Below are 26,114 nucleotides of genomic sequence, written 5' to 3'. Positions count from 1 at the left end.
TGCCTGAAGATATATGCTAAAGAATTTTCGTTTAATATCTACATTTGATCGAATCAGTTCAAAGTCACATCACGTGCAACTCACATTCTACAAACAGAAGATTCTGCTCTAAAAAGACCGACTAGAGTTGCAACATCTTTGAACATATTCGCCTTCGTATGATCCGGCTTACGTTTAATCAACGTTTCGATGACCGCATGAAAGGCATCCAATGATTGATTATCCACCATCGCTAACCCTAATAAGCCCATTGCTTCGACAAGCTCACAATGACAATTTTGCTCGGTATCAAGATCCGCATCAAAAACAATCAAATCCGGAAGTGAGACAGCAAAAAAGTCCGGCTCCACATGATCCTTCTTATGATCATGCGCCCAATTGATCATATGCTCGTATACCTTCCGGGCAACCGTCTTGTCACCTTTAAGATTTAACGCTGCTGCCTGGTAAAACAAATAGTCCGCAGGCTGATCGTTGTAATAGCGACTCTGACCAATTTCCAACGTACCGTGTGTCGCTAACTCCAAGTGATGATCGGCAAGATCTTTCTTACCAACTTGCTTATAACACCAGCCTAACCAAAAGTGAATATCGTTATCACTCTGTCCAACAAGGCGCCCTTCCCCTAGATTCAACGGGTAGGTCAGTGAAGCCTCTAATACCTTAATGGCTAAATCATATTGTCCATTCTGGATAGCACCAAATGCTTGGCGCACTTGGTTAACAATATATTGCCCAGTCACTTTACCTTCCCCTCCTTCCCAAGGATGGAAAACCCTTTCTTGGAGCAATGAGCGCGCTTTTCCAAGCTGGTCGGTAACATTGTATAGGTTAAGTAACTCGGCGGTGAGGTCATCGCGCTTAAGTGCCAAAGGAAACGACAGTTCAAGCTTATCCAAACGTTGCTGTGGTGACTGAGCGTTCATCTTGCGAAGGTAATCAAGTTCAAACAGCACCCGAGCATCCTCTTGGGCAAACTCGAAGGCACGTTCCATATAATCTAACGCCAGTGTCGGATCATACAATTTATTAAAACTATACACTGACAAGTTACGATATGACGGAGCAAATTCACGATTGAGATCAATACTCCTTTGCCAGTGTGTTACCGCTTGCATGTAATCACGCTTGGCATAAAAGAAACACCCCAGTAAATAGTGAGCAAAGTAATGTCCATCAAATGCCTGCAGCACCATCACTTCCGTTAGAGTATTAGGGAACAACACATCTTGATTAAATTGCTGCTCAGCCTGATTAAACAGGTTGCCCTGAGGTGTATTTATTTGCCCCAAAAGAAATGCTTTATAGAACCATAAGACACCACTTTGGCTTTTAATACGCTCTAATGCCTCCAAAGCCAGTGCCCCTTCACCTAACGATAGGTAGAAATTTGCCAAGTGAATCGCATTAACTGTCCGGCCCGACGTCAACTGCTGAAAGCTCGCTAAAAGTTCAGCGTCACGTTTCATCAACCACCTCTGGAAAACAAGCGCATACGCTAAAGGGTACTGAACTAGTTGACGGTCAATGTACGCTTGTGCAGCGTCTTGACGACCCAATTTATCAAGTAATAACGCTTTCATTGCCATTGCTTGGTAATGCGTACCGTTAAACCGCAACACTTTCTCCACCAACTCAAGCGCCTGTAAATATTCTCTTTGTCGCATAGCTATACGAGCGGCACCATAAAAACCTATATCGCGGCAATTTCCACTCCAGGTTGACTTGTAAAAATCACTGTAAGCAAGTTCAAGTAATCCTTGTTTTTCCCTAGCACAACCGCGTAAAAAGCTTGCCTTTCCACACATAGGGTTTTTATTAAATTTATGTGACCGAGTTAACGCAGCATCACAATAGATTACAGTTTGTGGATAATCTGCCCGATTAAACGCCATAGCTGCAAGCGCAATATTACATAGATAGTTATTCGGGTCACGAACTAGCCCTTCATGATAATACGCTTCTGGTAACCGTGTAGCATGGTGATATTGCTCTAAGTGCTGGCCTATATAATAGAGCTCCTCAATACTGGATACATCTGCCGGTTTTTCCGGTGCGGTAGCTGGTTCCGGAATAGGAATATCCGTTATCTGTTGCTCGGTATAACTAAGTACAGGTGCTCCATCTTCGTCGGTCACCCTAATTGTCAATGGACCAACTTCGTCAATAATGAGTGTCCCATTTACTGACTGCGTTGGTTTCAGACTAATTCGCTGGTTAAGGTATTCATCGTTATCCCCCTGAATGCTGACAACGCAACGGTCAAGACATCCAATCGCATACACCCCCCACCTAACAGTATTACGGCCACCTTTTTCACTGCGTACTAAATTTAGTGCCAGCTGAGTATTTGCATTATGAACGACTCCCAGATCACTGTATGGCAGGAAGTTTTGGACAAATTGCTTTTCTTCATAGCTATCCAGCCAAGTAAAATCTGGTTGGTTATCGGTATAAACCCCAGTCATCAATTCAATATAAGGACCATTATGATCCGTCAGATTACGATCCCAGGCGAGACCAAAATCACAGTTACCCCAAGTCCATTGCTTTTTACCCGGCGACACATGATGATCTGCGATGTGCAACAAGCCACCTCGCTCAGAATGACTATACGCTCCAACAAAATCGTAAGCCGATTTATCAGCCATATAAGAGGTGGGAACAGGTAAATTCCGATAGCAAGAAATATCAGTACCCGGAGAATAATCCACTTTATAGTATTCACCGGTCGCAATGGGAAAATCCGACACATCACGCTTACCGTGATCATAAACGGCGGTGACATCTGGCGGGAATATACTCTGATGATCATCACCCCCTTTGACTGCAGGGTTTGACCACCACAAAAACTGGCGAGGAGTTTCATTACCGTTATACACCTTACCGGTGATTTCAATAAGTGCTTTATCTGTATACAGTTTGAAGCCAGCCATCACCTGCAAACCATACATATGCTCGATTTCTCCCATCCACACTGTGGCAGAACCGTCATCATGATGTTCAATTTTGAAGTCAACTGGCATAAAAGTGGTTGGGCGATGATGCTGTGGCCAATTAAATTCAATACCACCTGAAATCCAAGGCCCAAGCAACCCAACGAGAGCTGGCTTAACGACGTCGTTGTAATATACAAAGTCTCGTTGTTTCACCTTGTCATAGGCGCGATGGATACGCCCACCAAGTTCAGGCAATAACATTACCCGTATATAATCATTTTCAATGAAAATAGCCTGATAGATTTTATCCGTTTTCACATCTGAAATACTGTCAATCACACCGTATGGATACACATTTCCTGATGATCCCTGATACACACGGCTTTCTAGAAACAGTGGATTAGGATCCACGTCTCCAACTTCATAAGTCGAAAGAACCACCTCTTCAATCCACGCTTGTACGGCGTTATTCATTGCCATATCCCCTCATCTGTTACTTTACTTGATAACAGTGTATGAGGTGTCAGCATTAGACACTCAACAACCAGTCACGAACTTTACTAAATAAAGTTAACGAAAAAGTGAGAGGTCAGCGCATAAGGCAACAGAGCTTGGTTTCTGGGCTAGTCAGTAACGCAGGAAAAGCGATCACATTTATTCTCAACATACACAAGCTTCATGCCAAAGATATCTGCTCTAACTGCCGAAATGGCTGAATTATCATAGAGCCCCTAAAAATGGCGAACATTCAGTTCGCCTTACATTCACGATGACAAACTACTTCGAAAAAGTACTTAAATCGATTTCGTACCGCTCTAGTACTTCCTGCATCTGGAGCTTTTTTTGTCCGGCAGATACCGCCATGACCTTAGCGGTCACATCTGAGATCTCCCCCTGGGTGATACCAGCCTTTTTGGCTTGCTTGAGATAATAGTTAGTACAAGGCAGACAATTCATTGCCATTGCCGCCGCGAGACCGACTAGTAACTCTGTTTTAGTATCTAGGTGCTCATTGTCGTGGGTCGAGCGATAGAACGCACCATAAGTTTCCTGATGTTTCCCTAACATATCCCCTCCTTGGTAATTTAATGCCACTTGAAAATAGGTATAAAGTAGCATAAAAACAGGAGGGTAACTTAGATAGACATAATTGACAAAAAAAACCATTTATCAATCACTTAAATAACAATATCTCATCAAATCGAACTATACAGATAAAGCATTTTTGATTATTAATTAGTATGAACCATAAAGCCTCGTGATATACCCAAGTAACTTCCAGATTCTCGGGTATACCACGAGGCTTTAATCAGGCTAATTCGATTAATATTAGTTACTGGCCTGCTCATGGTGTTTGGTGAGTTGTTTATAAAGCACATCTTTTAAAACCATACGCTGGTGTTTTAAATCATGCATATTGGTGTCATCAATTGGGCTACCTGAGATTTCCAACTGACGAATGTCATAATCAAGTTCATGGTAGCGCTGAAGTTCGGCTTTGAACGTCGGATCATCGTGGTTGAGCTGAACAATATCTAATTTGAGTTCTGGAAAATCTAAAATAAACGCATGGTTTTCATTTAGCATCGGCATTCCCTCATTCGTTGGCATACAACCTAGTATAGAGTCTACATAGATGAAAAACTGTGTCCTAGCTTTTATCGCGAGTGAAATATCGTTGTAAAGCTACCTATCAATCGATGCTCCCCATGAAGTGGCGCTATGGTATCTTGCCCATCATAGTCAAAAAGCGCTCAGCCTCTTACAGCATTACCATAACCTTCAGCGTTTTTAGCTCCCCGCTAGTTAATGAACACATCATCAAATGACATAACTCTAACTTTAACTCATTCAAAAGACAGTAGAATAATTATACCCAGTACACGATTTAAAGGGATGGCATGTTTAAATTACAGCCACAACACTCCATGTATGACATTGCTTGCCAAGCGGAGCAAGTCGGCCGTGTGACTGTTGTTTGTTCAGAGCATCAGCTGAACTGGATACATGATATTGAGTTCGCCGGTGTAGAATTCGTCATCACAACAGCAGCGGATTGTAACAAGTATAACTTGAAGCGGATCCCTTCCATCCTGTTCCATGAACATGGATTTATCACCAGCGGAATAAAGTTATCAACGGCCATTCGAGATCTCGAAAAGATTTTGTTGAGAAAGGCGAAGTACAACAAAAGGTAGTGATAATTCAATAAAAGTCATACGACACTTTTTGGATAGAGTATTCACCGCATTGATTGAATTTTGTGAAGGCCTGCAACTCTTGTGCTAACGCCGCTAAAAAAGCGTCACGCTCTTTCAAAGAAGGCTCGACATACAGATGCATCAATTCAAGTTTTGAAGCTGGTTTGTTGACTTTACAATCGGCTCTGGCAACAAGTTTGCCATCCCACAATATTGGCAAGCAAAAGTACCCAAATTTACGCTTAGGTGCTGGCACGTAACATTCCAGCTGATAATCAAAATTAAAAATAGTACTGGTTCTATTTCTCTGTATGAGCATGTTATCAAAGGGAGACAGTATTCTCGCATGCTTACGAGTCAATCTTGTATTCAGCAAGAACAAAGACTCTGAACAGGTAAAGTATTCGTCATCGCTGATTATGATCTTCTCGATTTCACCGCTCTCAAGCAACTGCTCCAACACGCACTTTACTTGCGCTTTCACTCCCTTCAGAAGATAAGTCATTTCGGCTAACGTACCAAAGCCGTTAGCCTTTAGGTAACGAAAAACAAGAAATCGACCGTGCTCTTGCTGCGTAGGAACAGAGGCATCAATACCCTTTGGCAGTACACGCTCCGTTAAATCGTACACTTTGTGAAAGTTTCTGCGCTCAGAGATCATCAAATCTCCCTGCATATAGAGCATTTCCAACGCCTGCTTGGTCGGCTTACTTGCCCAACCATTTTTGTTTGTCCGTTGAGACTCAAAGTCTTTCGCCATTAACGGGCCATCAATTTCAATGCGGCTGAGTACGTTGGCCATCAACTTCGGGTCTTTTCGGTACCAATGATTTTCGACTCCTGACTTTATGGCGAGCTTACGGGGTAAAGTAAATCGGTAGTCATCCATCAGCAAATAAGATGCAGCATGGGACCAGTACTCAAACACCTTTCTATCTGCAACTAACTGATCAAGATGACCTAACCGATAATCCTGATTACGGCTCCACAGGGTATGGTGGTGAGCACGCTGAACAACAGAAATCGTATCTATCTGTACATAACCTAACCGACAAAATACCGATAGGGTCTTTGACAATGCATGGCCTTTGAGTTGCTTAGGCGAAAGACCTTGAGAAAGCAAAACAAGCTTCCTTGCCTCAGAGATAGAAAGTGACTTCATAATGACTTCGCGACTTGCATTTCCTTTGAACACCTTTCGATTTTCACCCTTGTTACTAGGCTTGTCCATGGTTGTCTATGTTGAATTAACATTTACACAACACAGATAGAGTTATCGCCACTCATAATGATAATTTAAAATTATCATTTTTATAATCTATGATAATTTAACTTAATATTTATTTCTCCATATACTCACTCCATCAAAACGAATCACGCAACAATCATCAGAGTCTGGAGCAAATTATGAAAATGAATCACGTTGGTATCATGGTCGGTGATATGGATAAAGCAGTAGAGTTTTATACCAATGCTCTTGGCCTTAATATCGTTATGGGCAACACCAAAGTTATTGAAGAGCGTGAGACAGCTATCGGCAGAATGTGTATCGCCGTATTTGGCGAAGGTTTTAAAGGCTTCAACATTGCCCACTTAGTCACCAGTGATGGTATTGGTGTTGAACTATTTGAAATGAAAGAGCGCCAAGAGCGACACGAAGTCGATTTCTCGCGCCTCGGCATTTTCCACTTTTGTCTTCAAACCGATGATTTTGCAGGTGTTATTGAGAAAGTTGAAAAGTTCGGCGGAAAAGTACGTATGGACATCATGCGCTATCACCCAGAAGATGATAACAAGCCAGCGAAAATGGTTTACCTAGAAGACCCGTTCGGTAACCTGTTTGAGCTTTACTCTCACACTTACGAAGAAACTTACGCGTCTGATTACGAGTAACGGATTAAATCAAGAAAAGCCAGCCTCTTTAAGGCTGGCTTTGTCATTTCATTTAGCATCAACTCGCCGTCTTCAATGGCAATACATTGGCAGTATTATTTACCGACTCACATAACAAGATGAAAGCGATAGCAAAAATAGGCATGTGACCCAACACATCTTTTGGCCCTGCGACATAGGTAGTGATAAGAAAAATTGTTGCCAGTAACCCCACCACTAACCGGTTGGCTAACCCCAGTATCAACATCAAGCCAAGCAGCGCCTCACTTAATCCGACAAACCAAACAAAATGATGGTTGGTGAAATTCTCCCATCCGAATAGTTGAAAGAAATTATAGTAAGGGTACATATCAAGGAAAGTAAGCGATAAACCTGGCAACATCAATTTATTATGAATCCCTAATATCAGCAATTGTAAACCCAACATCATTCTCAACAAGTTTACTGCCGCCTGTCGACCACCCAGTGGGTATACAAGGCCTGAAAACATTTTTTTATCAAACGGCGAAATATAGGGACCAATCAGTATCAGTGCGCCACCAATTCCTAACAATTCAGGCAAGTAATCAATAACAGCCGAAAAAGGCAATAATATACTCGAAGCCGCCGCAATTAATATTATGACGATACCACTGATGGTGACAGAAAACACCATAACCGTTGCCACCGCAATTTGCAGAATAATACCAATCAATTCTTGGCCTGTGTTTAATTGTAGGTTCGGCGCAATAAACTCGCCAAATACAACATTAAGAATAAAAAACAATGCCATAACAACGGTTAATATACGCCAGAAAAAATAGGTATCAGTCATTACGGGATTTGATGTAATCGGGCCCAACAAACCTCTTCGGGTAATAAATGAGGCAATAAGACAAAACCCAAGAATAAAGGTTAAAATAGAGGCAAATAATATATCAACAGGTAAAGTGGCATCCGTATACTCCGACGAGTTAACAAACCACCGAACATGAGCCCACGTTGGTAATGAAAATAAACCAAAAACGAAGAGTAAAATCAATTTCATTCTTTTTTCTCCTTGCTGTGAGTTAGTCCCCACACCGATGAAGGGGCTATTCCACTTTCAAGTGATGATAAAAATTGCTCGAGCTGTTTAAGTTGAAATGGGAAAAGGTATAGCGGCTCTAGTTCTGTATGATTCAAGCCATTGCGAGGGGAACGATTATAGTAATCCAATACCTCGCTGAGATGATCAAATGAGCCATTATGCATATATGGAGCGGTCAGGGTGATATTTCTCAGGGAAGGTACTTTAAACGCATGGCGCAACTCTTCCCCGTCTGTTTTTAAGTAAATGAGCTCATCACAACTCCCTTCACCTTTGTCAGCATAACGGCTAAGGCAGTTGAACTCATTGGATGATAGCTGAGCAATGACGGCTAAACGCCCTTCATCTCGGTGACTTCCCGGTACTGCTGTTGTTGTAAAGTCGCCACTAGAAAACATGGGGCCACTGTGACAACGTACGCATCGCCCGCTATCACTAATAAATAGCCTAAGCCCTGCTTCTTCAGCTGGGCTCAACAATTGGCTCGCTGATATATAATCCTCTTCGACAATAGCATCGACATACCGATCAAACCTTGAAACAGCAGGCATCAAGCGTGCTTGATAGGCTGCCAAGGCTTTCCCCACCAAGGCATATGTTTGATTAATTCTATTGCGCTGAGCTTTCGTTAAACGATGCCAATTTTCAATACTATTTACTGGAGACGCTTGCTTTGGCAGTGAGCTTTGTTCTTCAACCAGTTCTACTAACGATGCGGTTTTACCAAATGCTGCCTTAAAATCATCTAAAAAGTAGTCCAGAACAACGTGGACTACCTCAAGCCGGGTTAGCGCATGTTCAGTGGGATCTTCTAACGGAAATAATGCTTGAGACCACAGACTATCGGCCCGACCATCCCAAAATTGCCAAGTAGAACCAACAGCACCAACCACAGTGGGAGTATTACGTTTACCGTCAACTGGTTTGCCTGACGTGAAATAATATTTAGGTTGGTGGCAATGAGCGCAAGACATATCCCCTTTTCGGCTTAACTGTGACGAGAAGAACAGCTTTTTCCCTAGTGCTGCAGCCGCATCATTAGCTAAATACGCATTACCGGGATCTGTTACAGGTGGTAAGCTAGATAGTTGTAATGACTGAAGTTGTTTCAATTCGAGCTGACTCCAGCCATGACGAGAAGCCGGCATTTCATCCAAGCACCCAATTACAATCGTGCACAGAGATAAATAAATGAAAAATTTAAAGAATAAACTCAAAAGTAAATTCATGGTCACGCTCTCTGTCGTCCTTACACGAAAAGACAACTTGCCATAGGCCTGGCATTTGAAATTTCAAACCATCAATTCGATAACTTCCAGCCTCTTTACCATGATGCCATTGCGGCTGGGTAGGTAAGCCATGTCGATGAGCGGGCATTCCCCCTCTCACTGGCTGTGGACTGCAGTTCATCGCAACACCTTTGTCATCAGTGATCATCAATTGCCAACTATGTATCTGGTTAAGTGGTAGATCTTCAGCTTGCTGAACACGTTGTGCCATCCAGCCAAACTCACTCACAGCCTCATTATTCTCTGGTGATTTAGCAAATGCATTATGGAAAAATACACTAAAAAAAATGATGAAGCTTGGACTCCAAATCATAAAAAAATCACCATGCAGTATTATTTTGTTGTTAAACTTAATCATAATCTTCGTATTTATAATTACTTATTAATTCTATGACATAATAAATCAAAAAATTTCAGACAAGTTAACCATTAAACTTCAAACATAATATTTCCAACATATAAATATAAAAAAATGCTATTGAGAAACATCTCAAAGTTGTAGCAAAATTTACTTTGTGAAGCGGCGCAACAAAATAAAGAATAACCAAGCACTGATGCATAATTTATTGGTCAATAACCACCATTTATAACCTTAATCCACTCGTGGTTATTTAGCCATGTTCAAAATTAAAATCTTTATTACATCTCGGAATAAGATAAGAAAAGTCGGTATCAAAGTTAACGTTGTTGATACTACGGAGGGCTGACGATGTGCTCATGGTGCATTCAAGATAAGACAAACTGATAAAACTTTAAATAGACAAGGGCTGATCATTTCATCTCCATTAATTTCTTGATTATTTTTGTTTTATAAATCAATCACTACATAAAATCGGGTATACTCTACGGCAAAGCATCACTGCGGTTTATGATCTGACACAACGGCTAAAGGGGGTTGGATAACACTATGGTTTTCGACGCAATTCTTACCTTGTCACAACAAGGAAAAATGTTCGCTAATCCTCGTCGTATCGCCCTATTGAAAGCGATTTCATCGACAGGCTCGATTAGCCAAGGAGCCAAACAAGCCGGGATCAGTTATAAAGCTGCTTATGATGCTATTAGAGAAATGAACAACCAGTCTGAATCCCCACTTATCGAAAGTGAAAAGGGAGGAAAAGGTGGTGGCGGTGCTTCACTCACTCACCGCGGGCAAAGACTGATACAAATGTACGAACTGCTTGATCAAATCCAATCCATGGGATTGGAAGCGCTTAATGATGAGTCTGTACCACTGCACAGCTTACTGGGTGTCATGAGTAAATTGTCATTGCAAACCAGCGCCAGAAATCAACTTTTTGGTACCATTGCAAAAATAGAAAACCATGCGCTCCATGATCAGATCACGGTCGTCTTACAAGAAGACATAAAGCTTACAGCCACTGTCACCCACGGCAGTACAATTCGGTTAAACCTTCAACCGGGTAAAGATGTTGTTGCCCTTATCAAAGGACCAGCCATTGATATCAAATTGCCCTCCTCTAAAACTGAAGACTTATCAGATCACAATTGGTTAAAAGGGAAAATAAAAGCTATCGAGGAAGATGACAACTCAGTCGAAGTTACTTTAACCCTGAATCAGGAAGATGAGATTTGTGCCCTAATTGATAAAGGGAGCGAAGATGTTTCACAGCTTTGTATTGGGAGTGAAGCCTATGCCGTTTTCTCCAGTGCCCAGGTAATCTTGGCAACCCTGAGCTAACTTGGCATAAATAAATCGCTAATTGAATTTGATACAGGAACTCTGAAAAGGGTTGTAGACTTCCCCTTGTAACAGGCAGTTTTCCAGATAACGATAATCCAGATACTGAAATGCAAACAGCAGAAAGACAGAAATCACCATCCCTATCAATGACACTCTCATCAGCCACAATTTTTTGCTCTTCATGGCATACAGCATAACAGCCACCGAAACTGGGGCAATGCTAAGAAGAACAGGTTGAAGCTGAAGTACGATTACCATCACGAGCAGTCCATTAAGGTGATTAAAGAGCGAGCACGGCATAATAATACGCTTTTAGCATACCCGATATCAAAGTAAAGTCGCGGCCTTTGCAAAACCTTACACAAAAATCACATCCTCCCCTGCATAGATTTCTTGACAACGCACACAAAACATAAATTAAAAGCATATTTCTTCTGAGACCAATCACATTTTTCAACCATTCTTAGTGCGCATCGAAACGTTTGCTTTTATATTCTCAGCCATCGAAACGTTTGCGTAATCGTTTCGATGGCGATTTATGACACAGATAACGCAGCCAAGGTTGGCACGACATTAGAAGCATCACCACCATCAATAATTAAGGTGCAAGCATGAAAAAGAGCGCACTCATCAATTCTGAGCTGTCTTATTTGGTCGCTACTCTCGGCCATACCGATGAAGTCACTGTGTGTGACGCAGGTTTACCGATTCCAGATGAAACCCAACGTATTGACCTTGCCCTTATTCCAGGTGTCCCGACTTTCATCCAAACGGTTAAAGCCTTGTTAGGCGAAATGCAGATTGAAGGTGTGGTGATGGCAGAAGAATTCAAGCAAGCCAGCCCTGATCACCACGATACACTGATTGCCCTACTTAACGAAGAAGAAGCGATGTGCGGAAAAACAATCAACATCACTTATGTTCCTCACGAAGCATTTAAAGTACACACCCAAAGCAGTAAAGCGGTGATCCGCACGGGTGAATGTACCCCGTATGCCAATGTCATTTTCCAATCCGGCGTTGTTTTTTAAGCACACCTGTGGTTTCAAGGCCTAGTTGCAAGGACTCCCTATGACTCAGCCAATTCTAGAACTCAAGGACATCGAAAAAGCTTTTCCCGGCGTCAAAGCCTTGGATAAAACCAGCCTGAATGTCTACCCAGGTAAGGTCATGGCCTTGATGGGTGAAAACGGCGCAGGTAAATCAACTCTCATGAAAGCATTGACCGGCATCTATCACATGGATGCAGGTGAAATTCGCTATCAGGGTGAAACCGTCAACTTCAATGGTCCACGCCATTCGCAAGAAGCGGGTATCAGTATCATTCACCAAGAGTTAAACCTGATCCCTGAATTGACCATTGCCGAGAATATCTATCTTGGCCGCGAAAAAACCAACTCTTTTGGTGGTATCAAGTGGTCACAGATGTACAGGGAAGCCGACGCCCTGCTGGCACGCCTGAATGTTAAGCACAGCTCGCGTAGCTTGCTTGGTGAGCTGAGCCTTGGCGAACAGCAAATGGTAGAGATTGCCAAAGCCCTGTCCTTCAAATCCCAAGTCATCATCATGGATGAGCCGACAGACGCTCTCACCGACACCGAAACAGAGTCACTGTTCAAAGTGATCAATGAGTTGCGCGATGAAGGCACAGGCATTGTCTATATCTCCCACCGCTTGAAAGAGATATTCGAGATCTGTGATGACATAACAGTGCTTCGCGACGGGAAATTCATCGGTCAACGCGCCGTTGCTGATATTGATGAAGACACCATGATCGAGATGATGGTTGGCCGCCGTCTCGACGAACAATACCCTCGCGTCGATGCAAAACATGGCACTACTTGCCTTGAAGTAAAAGGCCTTAATGGTGCTGGGGTCAAAGATGTCAGCTTTACCTTGGATCGCGGTGAGATCTTGGGGATCTCCGGCCTAATGGGAGCTGGCCGCACCGAATTGATGAAAGTCATTTACGGTGCACTCAAGCGTGAATCCGGTGATGTCGTTCTTGATGGCAAAGCAATCAATCCATTAAGTCCACAAGACGGTCTAGCCAATGGCATCGCTTATATTTCTGAAGATCGTAAGGGTGAGGGTCTGATCCTCGGCCTATCCGTGAAAGAAAACATGTCGATTTGTTCACTGGAGCAACTGTCAAAAGGTGTCCAGCTTCAACACTACGACGAAGTGACGGCTGTAGAAGATTTCATTCGTCTATTTAACATCAAGACCCCAAGTCATAACCAAATCATCGGTAACCTGTCTGGCGGTAACCAGCAGAAGGTCGCTATCGCTAAGGGTTTGATGACTAGGCCTAAAGTTCTGATCCTGGACGAACCGACTCGCGGTGTTGATGTCGGCGCCAAAAAAGAAATCTACCAGCTAATCAACCAATTCAAGTCAGAAGGGATGAGCATCATTCTTGTTTCTTCTGAGATGCCGGAAGTACTCGGCATGAGTGACCGTATTTTGGTCATGCACGAAGGTAAAATCAGTGGCGAATTCATGGCTGAAGATGCCGACCAAGAAAAACTTCTTGCCTGCGCTGTGGGTAAACAAATCAACGAGGTAGCAGCATGAGTAGCAACGCTATGACCAAACAACAAAACACTGGTAGCACCAAGCTATTTAGCAAAGAATGGCTAATCGAACAGAAGTCTCTGATTGCCCTCGTGTTCCTTATTGTCGTGGTGTCATTCCTGAACCCGAACTTTTTCACTGTCGACAATATCCTGAATATTCTGCGCCAGACCTCAGTGAATGCCATTATTGCCGTGGGTATGACTCTGGTTATCCTGACTGCGGGTATTGACCTGAGTGTTGGCTCCGTCCTTGCGTTGTGTGGTGCCTTCGCCGCTACGTTGATTGGCATGGAGGTCCCAGTCCTGATCGCCGTACCGACTGCCTTGCTAGCCGGTGCCGCGCTGGGTGCGATAAGTGGTGTGATTATCGCCAAAGGTAAGGTCCAGGCTTTCATCGCGACACTGGTTACCATGACGCTGCTGCGTGGTGTGACCATGGTATACACCGATGGTCGACCAATCTCAACAGGCTTTACTGATGTTGCCGACAGCTTTGCATGGTTCGGTACGGGTTACGCTATGGGTATCCCTGTGCCAATCTGGCTGATGGTGATTGTATTTGCTGCAATCTGGTACCTACTAAATCACACCCGTTTCGGTCGCTACATCTACGCCCTGGGTGGTAACGAATCAGCAACTCGCCTATCGGGTATCAATGTGGATCGCGTCAAGATTGGGGTTTATGCCATCTGTGGTCTGCTTGCCGCACTTGCCGGTATCATCGTGACTTCTCGCCTGTCTTCAGCGCAGCCTACAGCTGGTATGGGCTACGAGCTTGATGCTATCGCAGCTGTTGTTCTTGGCGGCACCAGCCTAGCCGGTGGTAAAGGCCGCATCATGGGTACTCTAATTGGTGCACTGATCATCGGCTTCTTGAACAACGCCCTTAACCTATTGGATGTCTCCTCCTACTACCAAATGATTGCAAAAGCAGTGGTAATTTTGCTGGCAGTCCTTGTAGATAATAAAAATAAGTAATACCAATCTGGATAAATAGTTGACCAAGGATTTGCACAGGAAAAATCGTTGTTATCAAGGCAGAGATTGCAGTAACTAGTGGTTCTAATTATAAAATCTCTAACACAGAGAACAGCGATTTTAACCTGCAAGACTGAGCAAATATTTATGTAAGTTGGTATACCACAACTTCTGTGCGCGGGTAGCCCCCTGCCCGCCTTTACCCGACATATATAGAAAGGAATATAGAATGAAAAAGTTAGCTACCCTGATCTCTGCCGCCGTACTGTCAGCGTCATTCAGCTCTACGGCTGCCGCGCAGGACACGATGGCTATGGTCGTATCAACGCTGAACAACCCATTCTTCGTCACCATGAAGGAAGGGGCTGAGGCCAAAGCAAAAGAACTGGGCTATAACCTGATTGTTCTTGACTCACAAAACGACCCAAGCAAAGAGCTATCCAACGTGGAAGATCTTACTGTTCGTGGTGTGAAGGCAATACTTATCAACCCAACCGATTCTGATGCCGTTTCCAATGCCATCCGCATGGCAAACCGCTCGAAGATCCCGGTCCTAACACTAGACCGTGGTGCAAGCCGTGGAGAAGTAGTCAGCCACATCGCTTCTGACAACGTTGCAGGTGGGGAGATGGCCGGTAAATACATCATGGAAAAAGTGGGTGAACAAGCTCGCGTTATTCAACTAGAAGGTATCGCTGGCACCTCTGCTGCTCGCGAACGTGGTAAAGGCTTCATGCAAACGGTTGATAGTAGCGGTATGGAACTGCTAGCAAGCCAGCCAGCTGACTTCGACCGCACCAAAGGTCTTAACGTAATGGAAAACATGCTTGCCGCGAACCCAGACGTTCAAGCGGTATTTGCCCAGAACGATGAAATGGCACTGGGTGCCCTTCGCGCTGTTCAGGCTTCAGGCAAAGAAGTCCTAATCGTCGGCTTCGATGGTACTGAAGACGGCATCGCAGCGGTTAAACGCGGCATGCTTGGCGCAACCATCGCTCAGCAGCCTGATCTAATTGGTTCATTGGGTGTCGAAACTGCCGACAAGGTGCTAAAAGGCGAGCAGGTTGAAACAAACATCCCTGTGCCTCTGAAAGTGATTTCAGAATAAGAGAAGGCACGAGGCCAGAAGCGATAGGCGATAGGTTCAAAGCCAATAGCCGGGCAGGATATAACGGAGCTTCGAGTTTTATCCTGCCTCCCAACAACCCAGAAAATGTTCAAAATCTGTCGTTTAGCAAACAGCTCCCTCCCTACTGCTAAGCCATACATTTTGGCCAATGAGAATGAGAAAGGTCCCAATATGAATAAATTAGTCGTTCTTGGCAGCGTGAACGCCGATCATGTTTTGCAAGTTGCCTCTTTCCCTCGTCCGGGGGAAACACTGCATGGCCATAGCTACTGTGTCATCCCTGGTGGAAAAGGGGCGAACCAAGCAGTGGCAGCCGCTCGCCTAGGCGCTGATATTGCCTTTATCGCATGTGTCGGTGATGACAGCTTCGGCCATGAGATGCGTGAAACATTTGCCAAAGAAGGCATGAATACCGATGGCGTAATGATTGAGAAAGGTATGCCAACCGGCATTGCAATGATTCAGGTCGCGGCAACGGGTGAGAACAGCATCGCCATTTCCGCTGAAGCCAATGGCAGCCTGAGCCCTGCTCGTATTGAACCGCACTACAACCTGATCAAACAGGCCGATACACTATTAATGCAACTAGAAACACCGATGGCAACAATTGAAGCCGCGGCTAAAGTGGCCAAACAGGCAGGCACCCGCGTGGTACTCAACCCAGCCCCTGCCCAGCCATTATCGGATGACTTATTGCAACATATTGATATGATTACGCCTAATGAGACTGAAGCGGAATTGCTGACAGGTATCAAGGTAACCGATACCACCAGCGCTCAACATGCAGCCGATGCCCTTCACGACAAAGGCATCAAGCAGGTCATGATCACCTTGGGCAGCCAAGGAGTGTGGATCAGCGCAAACGGCGAAAGCCGTCAAGTCCCAGGCTATCGTGTTGATGCCAAAGACACGACCGCAGCCGGTGATACCTTCAACGGTGCCTTGCTGACCGGTCTGCAGGAAAACAAAGCGATGGACGATGCCATCCGCTTTGCCCATGCCGCTGCTGCAATTTCAGTCACCCGAATGGGTGCTCAAACTTCAATTCCGCACCGTCGTGAAGTGGAACGCTCTCTTATTGAGCATCAGTAAGTAATTGATACCGTGCCCACAGTGGCACGGTTCAGGGAGAACCTATGGCGACAATCAAAGATGTAGCAAAACATGCAGGAGTCTCGACTTCCACCGTTAGCCACGTCCTGAACAAAACCCGCTTTGTCAGTGAAGACATTTCTGTGCGCGTGATGGCGGCAGTGAAAGAGCTGAACTATGCCCCATCGGCGTTAGCGCGAAGCCTGAAGGTTAACCACACCCGCACTTTCGGCATGTTAGTCACCACTTCCACTAACCCTTTTTTTGGTGAAGTGGTAAAGGGAGTCGAGCGTCGCTGTTATGAACAAGGCTATAACCTGATCCTCTGTAACACCGAGGGTGATCTTTCCCGAATGCGAGACAGCCTTGATATCCTGCTGCAAAAGCGTGTCGATGGACTGTTGTTGATGTGCAGCGAGGTTGATGGTCAGGCATTCGAGCTGTTTTCCCGCCACCAACCTGTACCCACAGTGGTCATGGACTGGGGTCCGATCGATTTCCCTAGTGACAAGATCCAAGATAACTCGCACCATGGCGGCTACCTCGCCACCAAGCATCTTATCGAGCAAGGCCATACCCAGATTGGCTGCCTAACTGGACCACTTGATAAGCTAACCGCTCAACAACGTTTGTCCGGTTATGCACAGGCAATGGAAGAAGCCGGTTTAGACGTCAATAAACAATGGATTGCATCAGGTAACTTCGAATGTGAGGGCGGTGAAATTGCCTTTAACGACGTATTGGCCAGAGGCCCGCTACCAACAGCACTCTTTGTGTGTAATGACATGATGGCAATGGGTGTAATTAACACCGCCAGCAAAAAAGGTATTCGTGTACCCGACGATCTCTCTATTGTCGGCTACGACGACATTAAGCTGGCGAAGTACATAACCCCATCACTGACTACCATCCACCAACCTAAGCACCGATTGGGCCAACAAGCGGTCGATATCCTGCTCGAGAAGATCCAGAATAAACATGAAAGCAACAAGGTGATCCAACTAGAGCCAACACTGGTTGAGCGCGACAGCGTGAAGCGCATTCCATAAAGTATCTAAACTCAAGTGACTTCTCGCCCAAGGCTATCTGTACCAATAATCACAGCCTGACACATATAAAGCTCTATATATTAGGGCTTTTATTTGTTTTAACCCCATCAATTTAACCACCCCATCCTAAAATAAGATAATTTGACCACTTAGTGGTATTTCTCAAAACGAGTTATACCAATCTGGATAAGTAGTTGATCAAGTATTTGCTCTGGAAAAATCGTTGTTATCAAGGCAGATATTGCAGTAACTAGTGGCTCTAATTACAAAATATCTAACGCAGAGAACAGCGATTTTAACCTGCAAGACTGATCAAATATTTATGTAGGTTGATATTAAGCATACGCCATTAACAATTTGGCATAATTATGAACACTATTTCATTGACCAAACGCCCAATTCAGCGTACAACTGTAAGCTGAGTTTCGGTGACATATCTTTGGGTCTCAATCTAACAGCCAGATGTACCCTGGCTAAAGGACAACATCATGCTAGATAGCATTACACACTGGATTAAACTTCGCTTAATAGGTTCTTCCTTATCCACTCAATGGGAGAACGATTTTTTTTCCAACCACTTTTGACATACTGCGACAAAGTAACGTCAAAGTGCTTGGGTATACAGAGCACCCCACTTAGGATCGCAAGTAAGAACCAAAGAAATAACACTGTACTAAGGTTTAATGGCACGCATAAAAAAATCCCCTACTTGACAGCAGGGGATTTTACCAACCAGTAAAGTGAAGCGCTTTAAATGACTAGCCCGCCATCAACTTTCAATGTTTGACCTGTAATAAATGCCGAATTGTCACTTGCTAAGAACAAAGCACCATTGGCAATATCTTGCGGTTTACCCATACGGCCTAATGGCGTTTTATTCCTCATGTGATCCAATACTTTTTCCGGTAAATCAACGGTCATTGGTGTTTCAATAAATCCAGGGGCTATACAATTTGCCCTCACTTGGGCACCTTTGCGCGAAAACTCCTTCGACCAACCTTTTGTCATGGCAATCACACCACCTTTGGTTGCTGCGTAGTTGGACTGACCGATATTCCCGTCAGTCCCCACCACTGAGGACATGGTGATGATTGAACCAGACCCGCCTTCAACCATCACAGGTGCAATGGCTTGGGTCATATTGAAGACTCCCTTTAAATTGACATCGGAAACCAAGTCCCAATCTTCCTCTGTCATTTTTTCAATCAGGTTGTCCCGTGTTACACCAGCATTGTTGACCAGTACATCAATCTTTCCGTACTCTGATTTCACTTTATTAACGAAATTCGCAATATTATCTCGATCACAAACATTCAGCTCAATGGCAGTAACGTTAGGATACTTGGCTTCTAAGTCCGTCATGGCAGCTGCGTTCATATCACACGCATACACCTGAGTTGCATCATTCTTAGCAAAGGTTTCGACAATGCAGCGACCAATCCCTTGGGCACCACCTGTCACTATACACACTTTGTTATTTAGCATTTTAATTCCCCTATATGAATACCAAACTGTTGACATCAAAACGGTTGTAACTGGTATTAGCGAGTGCCTGCAGTTGTGACGGGCAACACAACTCACTGTATTCTGGTATTTTAGAGGATTCACCCAAAAATATTACTCACATTAATGCAAATCAGCTTTGCTAATATGACGCTATGTCTTCCTCTTCTACATGCAGTGATCATTGCCGCCCTGAGTATTTATTCATCATTTTGTTGCATTTTATTGCTATAACTGTATGAGGGTAAATGAATTTTAGGATGTACTATGTTGGACAAGGTTGTCTTCTTTCTTCACGTAGTGAGAACAGGTTCGATCAGCGAAGCGGCAAAGCACAATAATATCTCCCCTTCCGCTGCCAGCCGGTGGCTTAATGAGTTGGAAGAAAAGATGGGGGTTAGCTTACTCAAGCGCACAACACGCAAAATCACCCCGACTCAAGCCGGGCAACGACTGTTCGACCGATTCAGCTTGTTGTATACCCAAATTGACGATGTGTTCAACGAAGTCCAGAACATGAGCAGTGAGGACAAAGGGACCATCAAAATTGCCAGTACCCCGCTCTTTGCCAAGCACTATCTGAGTCAGATCATCGGTGAGTACCTGCTGCTTCACCCATCAATTAACTTTATCGTGCTAGAAACAGCCTTCGAAGTCGATCATGTCCATGATGTTGATTTTGCGATACGAGCCAACGCCACCTATCGTGGTTTTCAGGACAAAGATAGCCTGTTGGTTAAGCGTTCACTGCTGAGAGAGCCATTAATGGCATGCTGCTCGCCGGCATATATCAAAAAAAACGGCAAACCTATTGTCCCCGATGACCTCAAACACCATCGCTGCTTGTATGCCAGTACATTGGTTGGTGGTAATCGTTGGATTTTCGAATCGAATGGCGAATACTCCACCGTTGAGATAGCTCAGACAGTGGAGGCCGATGACAGTGAAATTCTCAAGAATATCGCCATACATGGTGGAGGAATTGCGTATTTGCCCTTTAGTTTAATTGCCAATGAACTCGACAGGAAAACCTTACAGCCAATTTTGGAAAATTACGTCAGTAGCCAATTTGAGCTCAACCTCTACTTCAAGCCACGAAAATACATGCCCGCGCGTTGTGCCAATTTCAAAGATTATCTTATCGAACGCGTTCCCGAAATTGAACGACTAAAGCGACAAGGAAACTCGCATGGCCGACATGCCAACAAGCCTGCAGATATGGCTAAAATCATTCAATGATGCCCTAGCGCAAGCAAGAGTCTTGGGGATTTCACCCACGCCTGAGATGGCAAGACTAGGGCTGTCGACTATCACACAGCAGTTTGTCACAGCCCCCATAACCATAAAACAAGTTATTGATACATTTATCCATGGAACTGCAATTCCATGCCGAATTTACCACCCATCTCCGGGTAATGAATTACCGGTATTATTATTCTTCCATGGTGGCGGCCACATGTGTGGCAGTATTGAGGTCTACGATCCAATCAGTCGTCGCCTCGCACATCACAGCCAGCACGTCGTTGTCACGATTGATTATCGGCTTTCTCCCGAGCATCCTTACCCGAAAGGCCTCGTTGACTGCATTATGAGCCTTGAAGAGATAGTAAATACGCTGGTGACACAGAATATATCCTTTCGGCCGACGATATCTATTGCAGGTGATTCTGCAGGTGGTGCATTGGCGGCAACGCTTGCCCAACGTCAACCAGATACCATCAATCAATTAGTCTTGATATACCCAAGCCTCGATTACACATTATCTAGTGGATCTTTAATTGATTACCGCGAAGGGTACATCTTAGAGACGGAAAAGATTCAATGGTATTTTGACCAATACTTCCAGCAAGAAAATAACCGCCAGACAGCGTCACCACTATTCGGGGCGTTACCCAGCAACCACCCTGCAACCCTGCTTATAACAGCGGGCTTTGATCCAATACAAGATGAAGGAAAGCGGTATCTCAAGCGATTAACAATGTTAGGGATCGATAACCTGCACCATCACCTCGATAATATGACACACGCTTTTCTGAATTTGGAAGACCTCGTTTCGAAGGCTTGCGACACGACCTACCACTATATTGACGAGTTCCTCAATCGTTAAGTAATACCAATCTGGATAAGTAGTTGATCAAGTATTTATGTCGGTTGGTATAAAACGTTCAGATAACATAAAGCCCAGCATTTGCTGGGCTTTAACAATGTTACGGGTAGCGGATTACCACATAAGATCATCAGGGATCTGGAAATCAGCATACGGGTCATCTTCATCAATCTCTTGCTCAGACGACGTATTATTCACGATGATGCTTTCTTCATCCCGCTGGCTGATCTTATCAGCGACGACACCAGGGATCACTGCGTAACTCTCCAGGTAACGAGCAATCGCCAAACGGCCGCTAACAAGCTGATCTTGCGTCTGCTTATTAACGTAAATCTTCTTCACTAACGTGCCATCAGTAAAGTTATAACCGATGTCACCGTCTGCGATATCGATTTTGTTCATTTCAATCAACTGTTTGACTTGAGATGTGATCGCTTTCTTGTCAGCCTCTGCCTGCTTTTGACGATTCAGCTCTTGATCCTGCTCCAGCTGTGCAGCCTTGTTAGCTTCCACAGCGGCTTTAGCTTCATTGCGAAGAGTACGTGATTTTTTGGACTGTTTGCCCGCTTTCTTTAGTTTTTTCTTATCAATGAGTCCAGCTTTTAGCATCTGCTCTTGAAGGGATAGTTTCGCCATTTCGACTCCGTCACGGGCATAAAATTTTAATCTCCCTATTATCCCTTTGTCGCCTGAATCTCGTCAACCTTGTGTTGTCCACTATAAGCAAGATAAGCGGCACAATCGCGCCACAAGTCAGAATATTAACGCTGAAAAGGATAAACAGAGCCTATATGAAGAATCTGTGTGAGCTCATCAAGCGCAGTGCGTGATTCCACCAACAAGGACGGATCCGCCAAATCCGCTTCAGCCAATTGATCGCGGTAATGGTGTTCTACCCATTGGCATAACTGCTTATATAAAACATCGGACATCATTGTATTGGGGTTAACAGCGGCCAATTCATCCTGTTTTAGCGCGACGCGCAATCTCAAGCATGCAGGTCCCCCACCGTTCGCCATACTTTGTTTCAGGTCGAAGATTTTAATATCATCGATACCCTGCTTGTTGGCTAATAACTGGTCTAGGTATGCCCACACCCTCGGATTGTTTCGGCATTCTTCAGGCAAAATCAACACATTGTCACCGTTAGGCATAGTGATCAACTGCGAGTTAAACAGGTAACTGGTCACTGCATCTTCTATTGATACACTCTTTGTTGGTACTTCGATAATGCGCATTTCACCCGATAGTTTTAGATCAAGCTCGTCATAAACCGCCTGCTGATTCAAAAAGGCCTGCTCATGACAAAAAAGGACATTGCGGTTACCGACAGCGATAACATCGTTATGAAACACACCTTGATCAATCACATCCGGGTTCTGCTGGGCAATCACGACCTTGTCATTCTCCAGCTGGTGCAACCTTGCCACCGCTTCGCACGCTTCAAAAGTATGCCGGGCAGGGAATTTCTTTGGCTCAGGATAACGGCTGTCAAAGGCATAACGACCAAAGACGAAGAATTCTACCCCTTGCTGATCATAGGTGAGACAGAAACGGGTGTGGTTAGCGGCACCTTCATCACCAAAGTGCTCAATACTCGGTAAGGCTGGGTGGTGAACAAAATGGTTATCGTCAGCGAAAGTGGCTTTTAATATCCGCCCAGTCACCTCATGCTCGATAGAGCGATGGAATTTATTGATTAAATTCGCTGGTGTAAAGTGGACCTTGCCATCTTTGGTATCTGCCGAAGGCGAGACGGTTGCTGCGTTAGCCGTCCACATGCTTGATGCTGAACAACAAGCCGCCAATACTTTCGGCGCCTGCTTCGCAGCTGCGGCCAGCACCGACTGATCACTACCAGTAAAGCCCAGTCGACGTAACGTCGCTATATCAGGTCTTTCCTGTGGGGCGAGCACACCTTGCACCATTCCTATATCAGACAGTGCCTTCATCTTAGCTAATCCCTGCAAGGCTGCTTGTTTAGGGCTAGAGGGAGTAGCTTGGCTCCTCGCCGAGGCGACATTACCAAAAGACAACCCACTGTAGTTGTGAGTTGGACCAACTAGGCCATCGAAATTTGCTTCAACTGCGCTCATAGATATTCCATGTTTGATTACCACAGTTACACAATAACAAAGTCGCTACATTTACAACAAGCTTGGCACAACCAGCTACCTTTAATCGCTGATAAGATAGAAATGATTTTTTTAGGCATGACTATGCACCTGTAAACGTTTACTGCCGTCTCTATTACGTGTAGCAAGGGGGGATTGAGCCGAAGATTACTGGGGACAACACATATTTACGCATTTTATGCTCAACAAAAGCCAGCTCAAAACAAGCAGGCATCTTATTAAACTGTGCGTTAGATCATCATGAAGTACGTTTAATCATCCCACTCAACGACATGTCCAGCATCATAAATTCCATCACTGTAAGCCGGGGAAAAGTTAATAAAGATGTTTTCCTTAGATACTGGCAAGACGTCAGCCAAGGTATTGGCAATGACTTCCAACATAGTGGCAATTTGCGTTTCGGTATTGAAGTTAGGGGCGATGAGATGAACGAGCAGTGGGTGTGTTTTATCTGGCTGGCAGTCAACCACTTTGCCGTTATGGGCATAATGATGAGGAGAAAGGTAATCCCATGTTGCCATGACATGCTTTAAATCGATATCGCTAGTTTCTGAAACGGCTTTTGAGAGCACACCCAAGGTGGCCGGAATATTGACTTCTTGAGCAAAAGGCAAAGACTTAATTCTAATTAACGGCATGTCGCTTCTCCTTTTATGACCATACCTAGCAACATCATTGCTGCTAGGTAATTTTTCTGGATCACTTTTAGAAGATAGCTAAACGCGTTACTGTCACGCCTTCTCAATATTGAGAATTTTAACTTTTTTGTCACAATCTTCAACAAGGCCGTTAATCACAGCGCTTATCTTCACAGCACGGGTTTATCACCCGCTCAGCACAGGTATAAGGTTCAATGTGAATAACAACATCAACCAGTTCATCGATTTGCGCCAAGATATGCGCTTTGAATTTTTCGCTGATGGTGTGAGCATCTTCAACGCGCATGTCTGGATCGACTAGCATATGAAAGTCCAACAAAATAGTACTGCCCGTACGTCGACTACGGATAGCATGCACTTCTTTTATCTGAGGTACCTCGCCAGCATAACCTTGTACTTTTACTTCTATATCTTCATCAACCTGTGCCTCGGTCAACTCCATAATAGCCGGCCATAAAATTTCAATCGCCGCTTTGAAGATCATCGCCGTTACGATCAGCGCTGCAACTTGATCGAGGTAATGCAGATCAGGGAACACAAAATTCGCCACGACCGCGATAGCAACAGGTAAAGAACTCAAGGCATCACTACGGTGGTGCCAAGCATTAGCATGCAGAGAACGACTCTTGATCTTCTTGGCTTGGATAACGGTCCAACGGTAAAGCACTTCTTTTACCACAATCGAGGCCAATGCGGCCCAAAAGGCCAGCATTCCAGGAATAGCGGTTGTTTCATGCCCTAATGCCGAGAGGGAGTCCCAACCAATACCTATACCGACAATCAGCAGTAGAATACCAATAAATATATTGGTAAAGGTTTCGAAACGACCATGGCCATAAGGGTGGCCTTTATCGGCTGGAGCTGTCCAGTAACGTGATCCAATCAAGATAGCCGTATCGGTGATAAGATCCGAAAAACTGTGGACACCATCGGCAACCAACGCCTGACTGCCCGTAATTTTGCCTACCGTTATCTTTAATACCGCCAAACTAACGTTAGCGATGGAGCCTATCCAGGTTGCTCGATGGATTACTTTTACCGGGTTTTCAGCCATTGTTCCAACTTCTAATAAGGTTAAAGCACCCTCACCACTTCAAAGTGCAAGGGGTAACGTGAATAGAATATACTACGAGTCATCCCACTGACAAACCAGTTCATTAGCCCTATTACTTCGATAGGTCTGACTTATTCATTACCTCTGAATGGTAATAACAAGTCACTAAATGATCATTGACCATTCCAACGGCTTGCATGAAAGCATAACAAGTCGTCTCACCCACAAACTTAAAACCTTTCTTTTTGAGAAAGCGACTCATTTCTTTGGAGGTTTCAGTGAAAGCCGGAATATCGGCCATGGTTTGCCAGTGATTAATAACTGGCTGGTGATCGACAAATTGCCACAATGCATTTGCTAAACTGCCATACTCATAAATTAGCCGCTGGGCAGCCCGGGCGTTATTAAATACCGAGCTAATTTTCCCTCGGTGCTTGATGATATCGTAGCTGGCAATAATCGCCTCTATGTGATCATCCTCATATGAAGCTAACTTTTCGATATCATAATTGTCGAAAGCAGCCCTGTATGCTTCTCGGCGTTTTAAAATGGTGTACCAGCTCAGCCCAGCTTGTGCACCTTCAAGTGTCAGGAACTCGAATAAATATGTATCTGATTTATTTACCCGCCCCCACTCTTGGTCATGATATTCCCGTTCAATAGGCTGCTTCATAGCCCATGCACATACACTCTTTTCCACAGCCATTCCTTACATTTTGTTAAATTTTTAATA

General features: G+C 44.4%; 24 protein-coding genes. 11 read left to right on the top strand and 13 right to left on the bottom strand.

Annotated elements, in window-relative coordinates; translation table 11 throughout:
* Positions 1-80: 80 nt before the first annotated feature.
* From NHN17_RS08570 to NHN17_RS08560, 3 genes are all read right to left on the bottom strand, one after another.
* Complete coding sequence (locus NHN17_RS08570; RefSeq protein WP_255041881.1) at positions 81-3,413, bottom strand: DUF5107 domain-containing protein; 3,333 nt, start codon at positions 3,411-3,413, stop codon at positions 81-83.
* A 303-nt stretch (positions 3,414-3,716) separates the two neighbouring features.
* A complete protein-coding gene (locus NHN17_RS08565) occupies positions 3,717-4,007 on the bottom strand; it encodes a carboxymuconolactone decarboxylase family protein (protein ID WP_255041879.1) in 291 nt (96 codons plus the stop codon).
* A 261-nt stretch (positions 4,008-4,268) separates the two neighbouring features.
* Positions 4,269-4,526, bottom strand: a complete 258-nt coding sequence (locus tag NHN17_RS08560; RefSeq protein ID WP_255041878.1) for an HP1242/YdcH family protein — start codon at positions 4,524-4,526, stop codon at positions 4,269-4,271.
* A 314-nt stretch (positions 4,527-4,840) separates the two neighbouring features.
* On the opposite strand from NHN17_RS08560, the gene NHN17_RS08555 reads away from it, so the two are divergent.
* On the top strand, positions 4,841-5,137 hold the full coding sequence (locus NHN17_RS08555) for a hypothetical protein (protein ID WP_255041877.1): 297 nt from the start codon (positions 4,841-4,843) through the stop codon (positions 5,135-5,137).
* Positions 5,138-5,144: 7 nt separating this feature from the next.
* Here NHN17_RS08555 and NHN17_RS08550 read toward each other — a convergent pair whose 3' ends face one another.
* Positions 5,145-6,302 (bottom strand): winged helix-turn-helix domain-containing protein, encoded by a 1,158-nt coding sequence (locus NHN17_RS08550; RefSeq protein WP_255041889.1) that lies wholly within the window; start codon positions 6,300-6,302, stop codon positions 5,145-5,147.
* Positions 6,303-6,547: 245 nt separating this feature from the next.
* On the opposite strand from NHN17_RS08550, the gene NHN17_RS08545 reads away from it, so the two are divergent.
* A complete protein-coding gene (locus NHN17_RS08545) occupies positions 6,548-7,033 on the top strand; it encodes a VOC family protein (protein ID WP_255041875.1) in 486 nt (161 codons plus the stop codon).
* Positions 7,034-7,091: 58 nt separating this feature from the next.
* On the opposite strand, the gene NHN17_RS08540 is transcribed toward NHN17_RS08545, so the two are convergent.
* From NHN17_RS08540 to NHN17_RS08530, 3 genes are read right to left on the bottom strand one after another with little or no spacing between them, the layout of a single operon-like run.
* Complete coding sequence (locus NHN17_RS08540; protein ID WP_255041874.1) at positions 7,092-8,060, bottom strand: hypothetical protein; 969 nt, start codon at positions 8,058-8,060, stop codon at positions 7,092-7,094.
* Entirely contained in the window at positions 8,057-9,250 is a 1,194-nt protein-coding gene (locus NHN17_RS08535; RefSeq protein WP_255041872.1) for a cytochrome-c peroxidase, read from the bottom strand. The genes NHN17_RS08540 and NHN17_RS08535 overlap by 4 nt, the downstream gene beginning before the upstream one ends.
* A 52-nt stretch (positions 9,251-9,302) precedes the next feature.
* Entirely contained in the window at positions 9,303-9,704 is a 402-nt protein-coding gene (locus NHN17_RS08530) for a hypothetical protein (protein ID WP_255041871.1), read from the bottom strand.
* 594 nt (positions 9,705-10,298) lie between these two features.
* On the opposite strand from NHN17_RS08530, the gene NHN17_RS08525 reads away from it, so the two are divergent.
* From NHN17_RS08525 to NHN17_RS08495, 7 genes are all read left to right on the top strand, one after another.
* Positions 10,299-11,093 (top strand): TOBE domain-containing protein, encoded by a 795-nt coding sequence (locus tag NHN17_RS08525; RefSeq protein WP_255041869.1) that lies wholly within the window; start codon positions 10,299-10,301, stop codon positions 11,091-11,093.
* A gap of 614 nt (positions 11,094-11,707) precedes the next feature.
* The gene (rbsD, locus tag NHN17_RS08520) at positions 11,708-12,127 is read left to right on the top strand and encodes a D-ribose pyranase (protein ID WP_255041867.1); all 420 of its coding nucleotides are present in this window, start codon (positions 11,708-11,710) and stop codon (positions 12,125-12,127) included.
* A 40-nt stretch (positions 12,128-12,167) separates the two neighbouring features.
* Positions 12,168-13,673: a ribose ABC transporter ATP-binding protein RbsA gene (rbsA, locus tag NHN17_RS08515; RefSeq protein WP_255041866.1), complete on the top strand. Its 1,506-nt coding sequence runs from the start codon at positions 12,168-12,170 to the stop codon at positions 13,671-13,673.
* Complete coding sequence (gene rbsC, locus NHN17_RS08510) at positions 13,670-14,653, top strand: ribose ABC transporter permease (protein WP_255041864.1); 984 nt, start codon at positions 13,670-13,672, stop codon at positions 14,651-14,653. Before rbsA ends, rbsC begins: the two co-directional genes overlap by 4 nt.
* 229 nt (positions 14,654-14,882) lie before the next feature.
* Positions 14,883-15,761, top strand: a complete 879-nt coding sequence (gene rbsB / locus NHN17_RS08505) for a ribose ABC transporter substrate-binding protein RbsB (protein ID WP_255041862.1) — start codon at positions 14,883-14,885, stop codon at positions 15,759-15,761.
* Positions 15,762-15,953: 192 nt separating this feature from the next.
* Entirely contained in the window at positions 15,954-16,874 is a 921-nt protein-coding gene (gene rbsK / locus NHN17_RS08500; RefSeq protein WP_255041861.1) for a ribokinase, read from the top strand.
* Positions 16,875-16,918: 44 nt separating this feature from the next.
* Positions 16,919-17,923, top strand: a complete 1,005-nt coding sequence (locus NHN17_RS08495; protein WP_255041859.1) for a substrate-binding domain-containing protein — start codon at positions 16,919-16,921, stop codon at positions 17,921-17,923.
* A gap of 750 nt (positions 17,924-18,673) precedes the next feature.
* Here NHN17_RS08495 and fabG read toward each other — a convergent pair.
* On the bottom strand, positions 18,674-19,408 hold the full coding sequence (gene fabG / locus NHN17_RS08490; protein ID WP_255041857.1) for a 3-oxoacyl-ACP reductase FabG: 735 nt from the start codon (positions 19,406-19,408) through the stop codon (positions 18,674-18,676).
* A 285-nt stretch (positions 19,409-19,693) separates the two neighbouring features.
* Here fabG and NHN17_RS08485 point away from each other — a divergent pair, with 285 nt between their 5' ends.
* Positions 19,694-20,665, top strand: a complete 972-nt coding sequence (locus tag NHN17_RS08485) for a LysR family transcriptional regulator (protein WP_255041855.1) — start codon at positions 19,694-19,696, stop codon at positions 20,663-20,665.
* Positions 20,616-21,533, top strand: a complete 918-nt coding sequence (locus NHN17_RS08480) for an alpha/beta fold hydrolase (protein ID WP_255041854.1) — start codon at positions 20,616-20,618, stop codon at positions 21,531-21,533. Before NHN17_RS08485 ends, NHN17_RS08480 begins: the two co-directional genes overlap by 50 nt.
* A gap of 114 nt (positions 21,534-21,647) precedes the next feature.
* Here NHN17_RS08480 and NHN17_RS08475 read toward each other — a convergent pair whose 3' ends face one another.
* The 5 genes from NHN17_RS08475 to NHN17_RS08455 all read right to left on the bottom strand — a co-directional run bounded on the left by NHN17_RS08475 (position 21,648) and on the right by NHN17_RS08455 (position 26,087).
* The gene (locus NHN17_RS08475) at positions 21,648-22,169 is read right to left on the bottom strand and encodes a DUF2058 domain-containing protein (RefSeq protein WP_255041852.1); all 522 of its coding nucleotides are present in this window, start codon (positions 22,167-22,169) and stop codon (positions 21,648-21,650) included.
* A gap of 125 nt (positions 22,170-22,294) precedes the next feature.
* Positions 22,295-23,629, bottom strand: a complete 1,335-nt coding sequence (gene astB, locus NHN17_RS08470) for an N-succinylarginine dihydrolase (RefSeq protein WP_255041850.1) — start codon at positions 23,627-23,629, stop codon at positions 22,295-22,297.
* 290 nt (positions 23,630-23,919) lie between these two features.
* A complete protein-coding gene (locus tag NHN17_RS08465; protein ID WP_255041849.1) occupies positions 23,920-24,306 on the bottom strand; it encodes a hypothetical protein in 387 nt (128 codons plus the stop codon).
* A gap of 151 nt (positions 24,307-24,457) precedes the next feature.
* Entirely contained in the window at positions 24,458-25,381 is a 924-nt protein-coding gene (locus tag NHN17_RS08460) for a cation diffusion facilitator family transporter (protein WP_255041847.1), read from the bottom strand.
* Positions 25,382-25,493: 112 nt separating this feature from the next.
* Positions 25,494-26,087: a DNA-3-methyladenine glycosylase I gene (locus NHN17_RS08455; protein WP_255041846.1), complete on the bottom strand. Its 594-nt coding sequence runs from the start codon at positions 26,085-26,087 to the stop codon at positions 25,494-25,496.
* Positions 26,088-26,114: the final 27 nt, after the last annotated feature.

It is taken from the genome of Photobacterium pectinilyticum (assembly GCF_024357955.1).
Classification (GTDB): Bacteria; Pseudomonadota; Gammaproteobacteria; order Enterobacterales; family Vibrionaceae; genus Photobacterium; species Photobacterium pectinilyticum.
The sequence above is the reverse complement of the archived record's forward strand: the minus strand, read 5'-3'. Positions and strand labels throughout refer to the sequence as shown.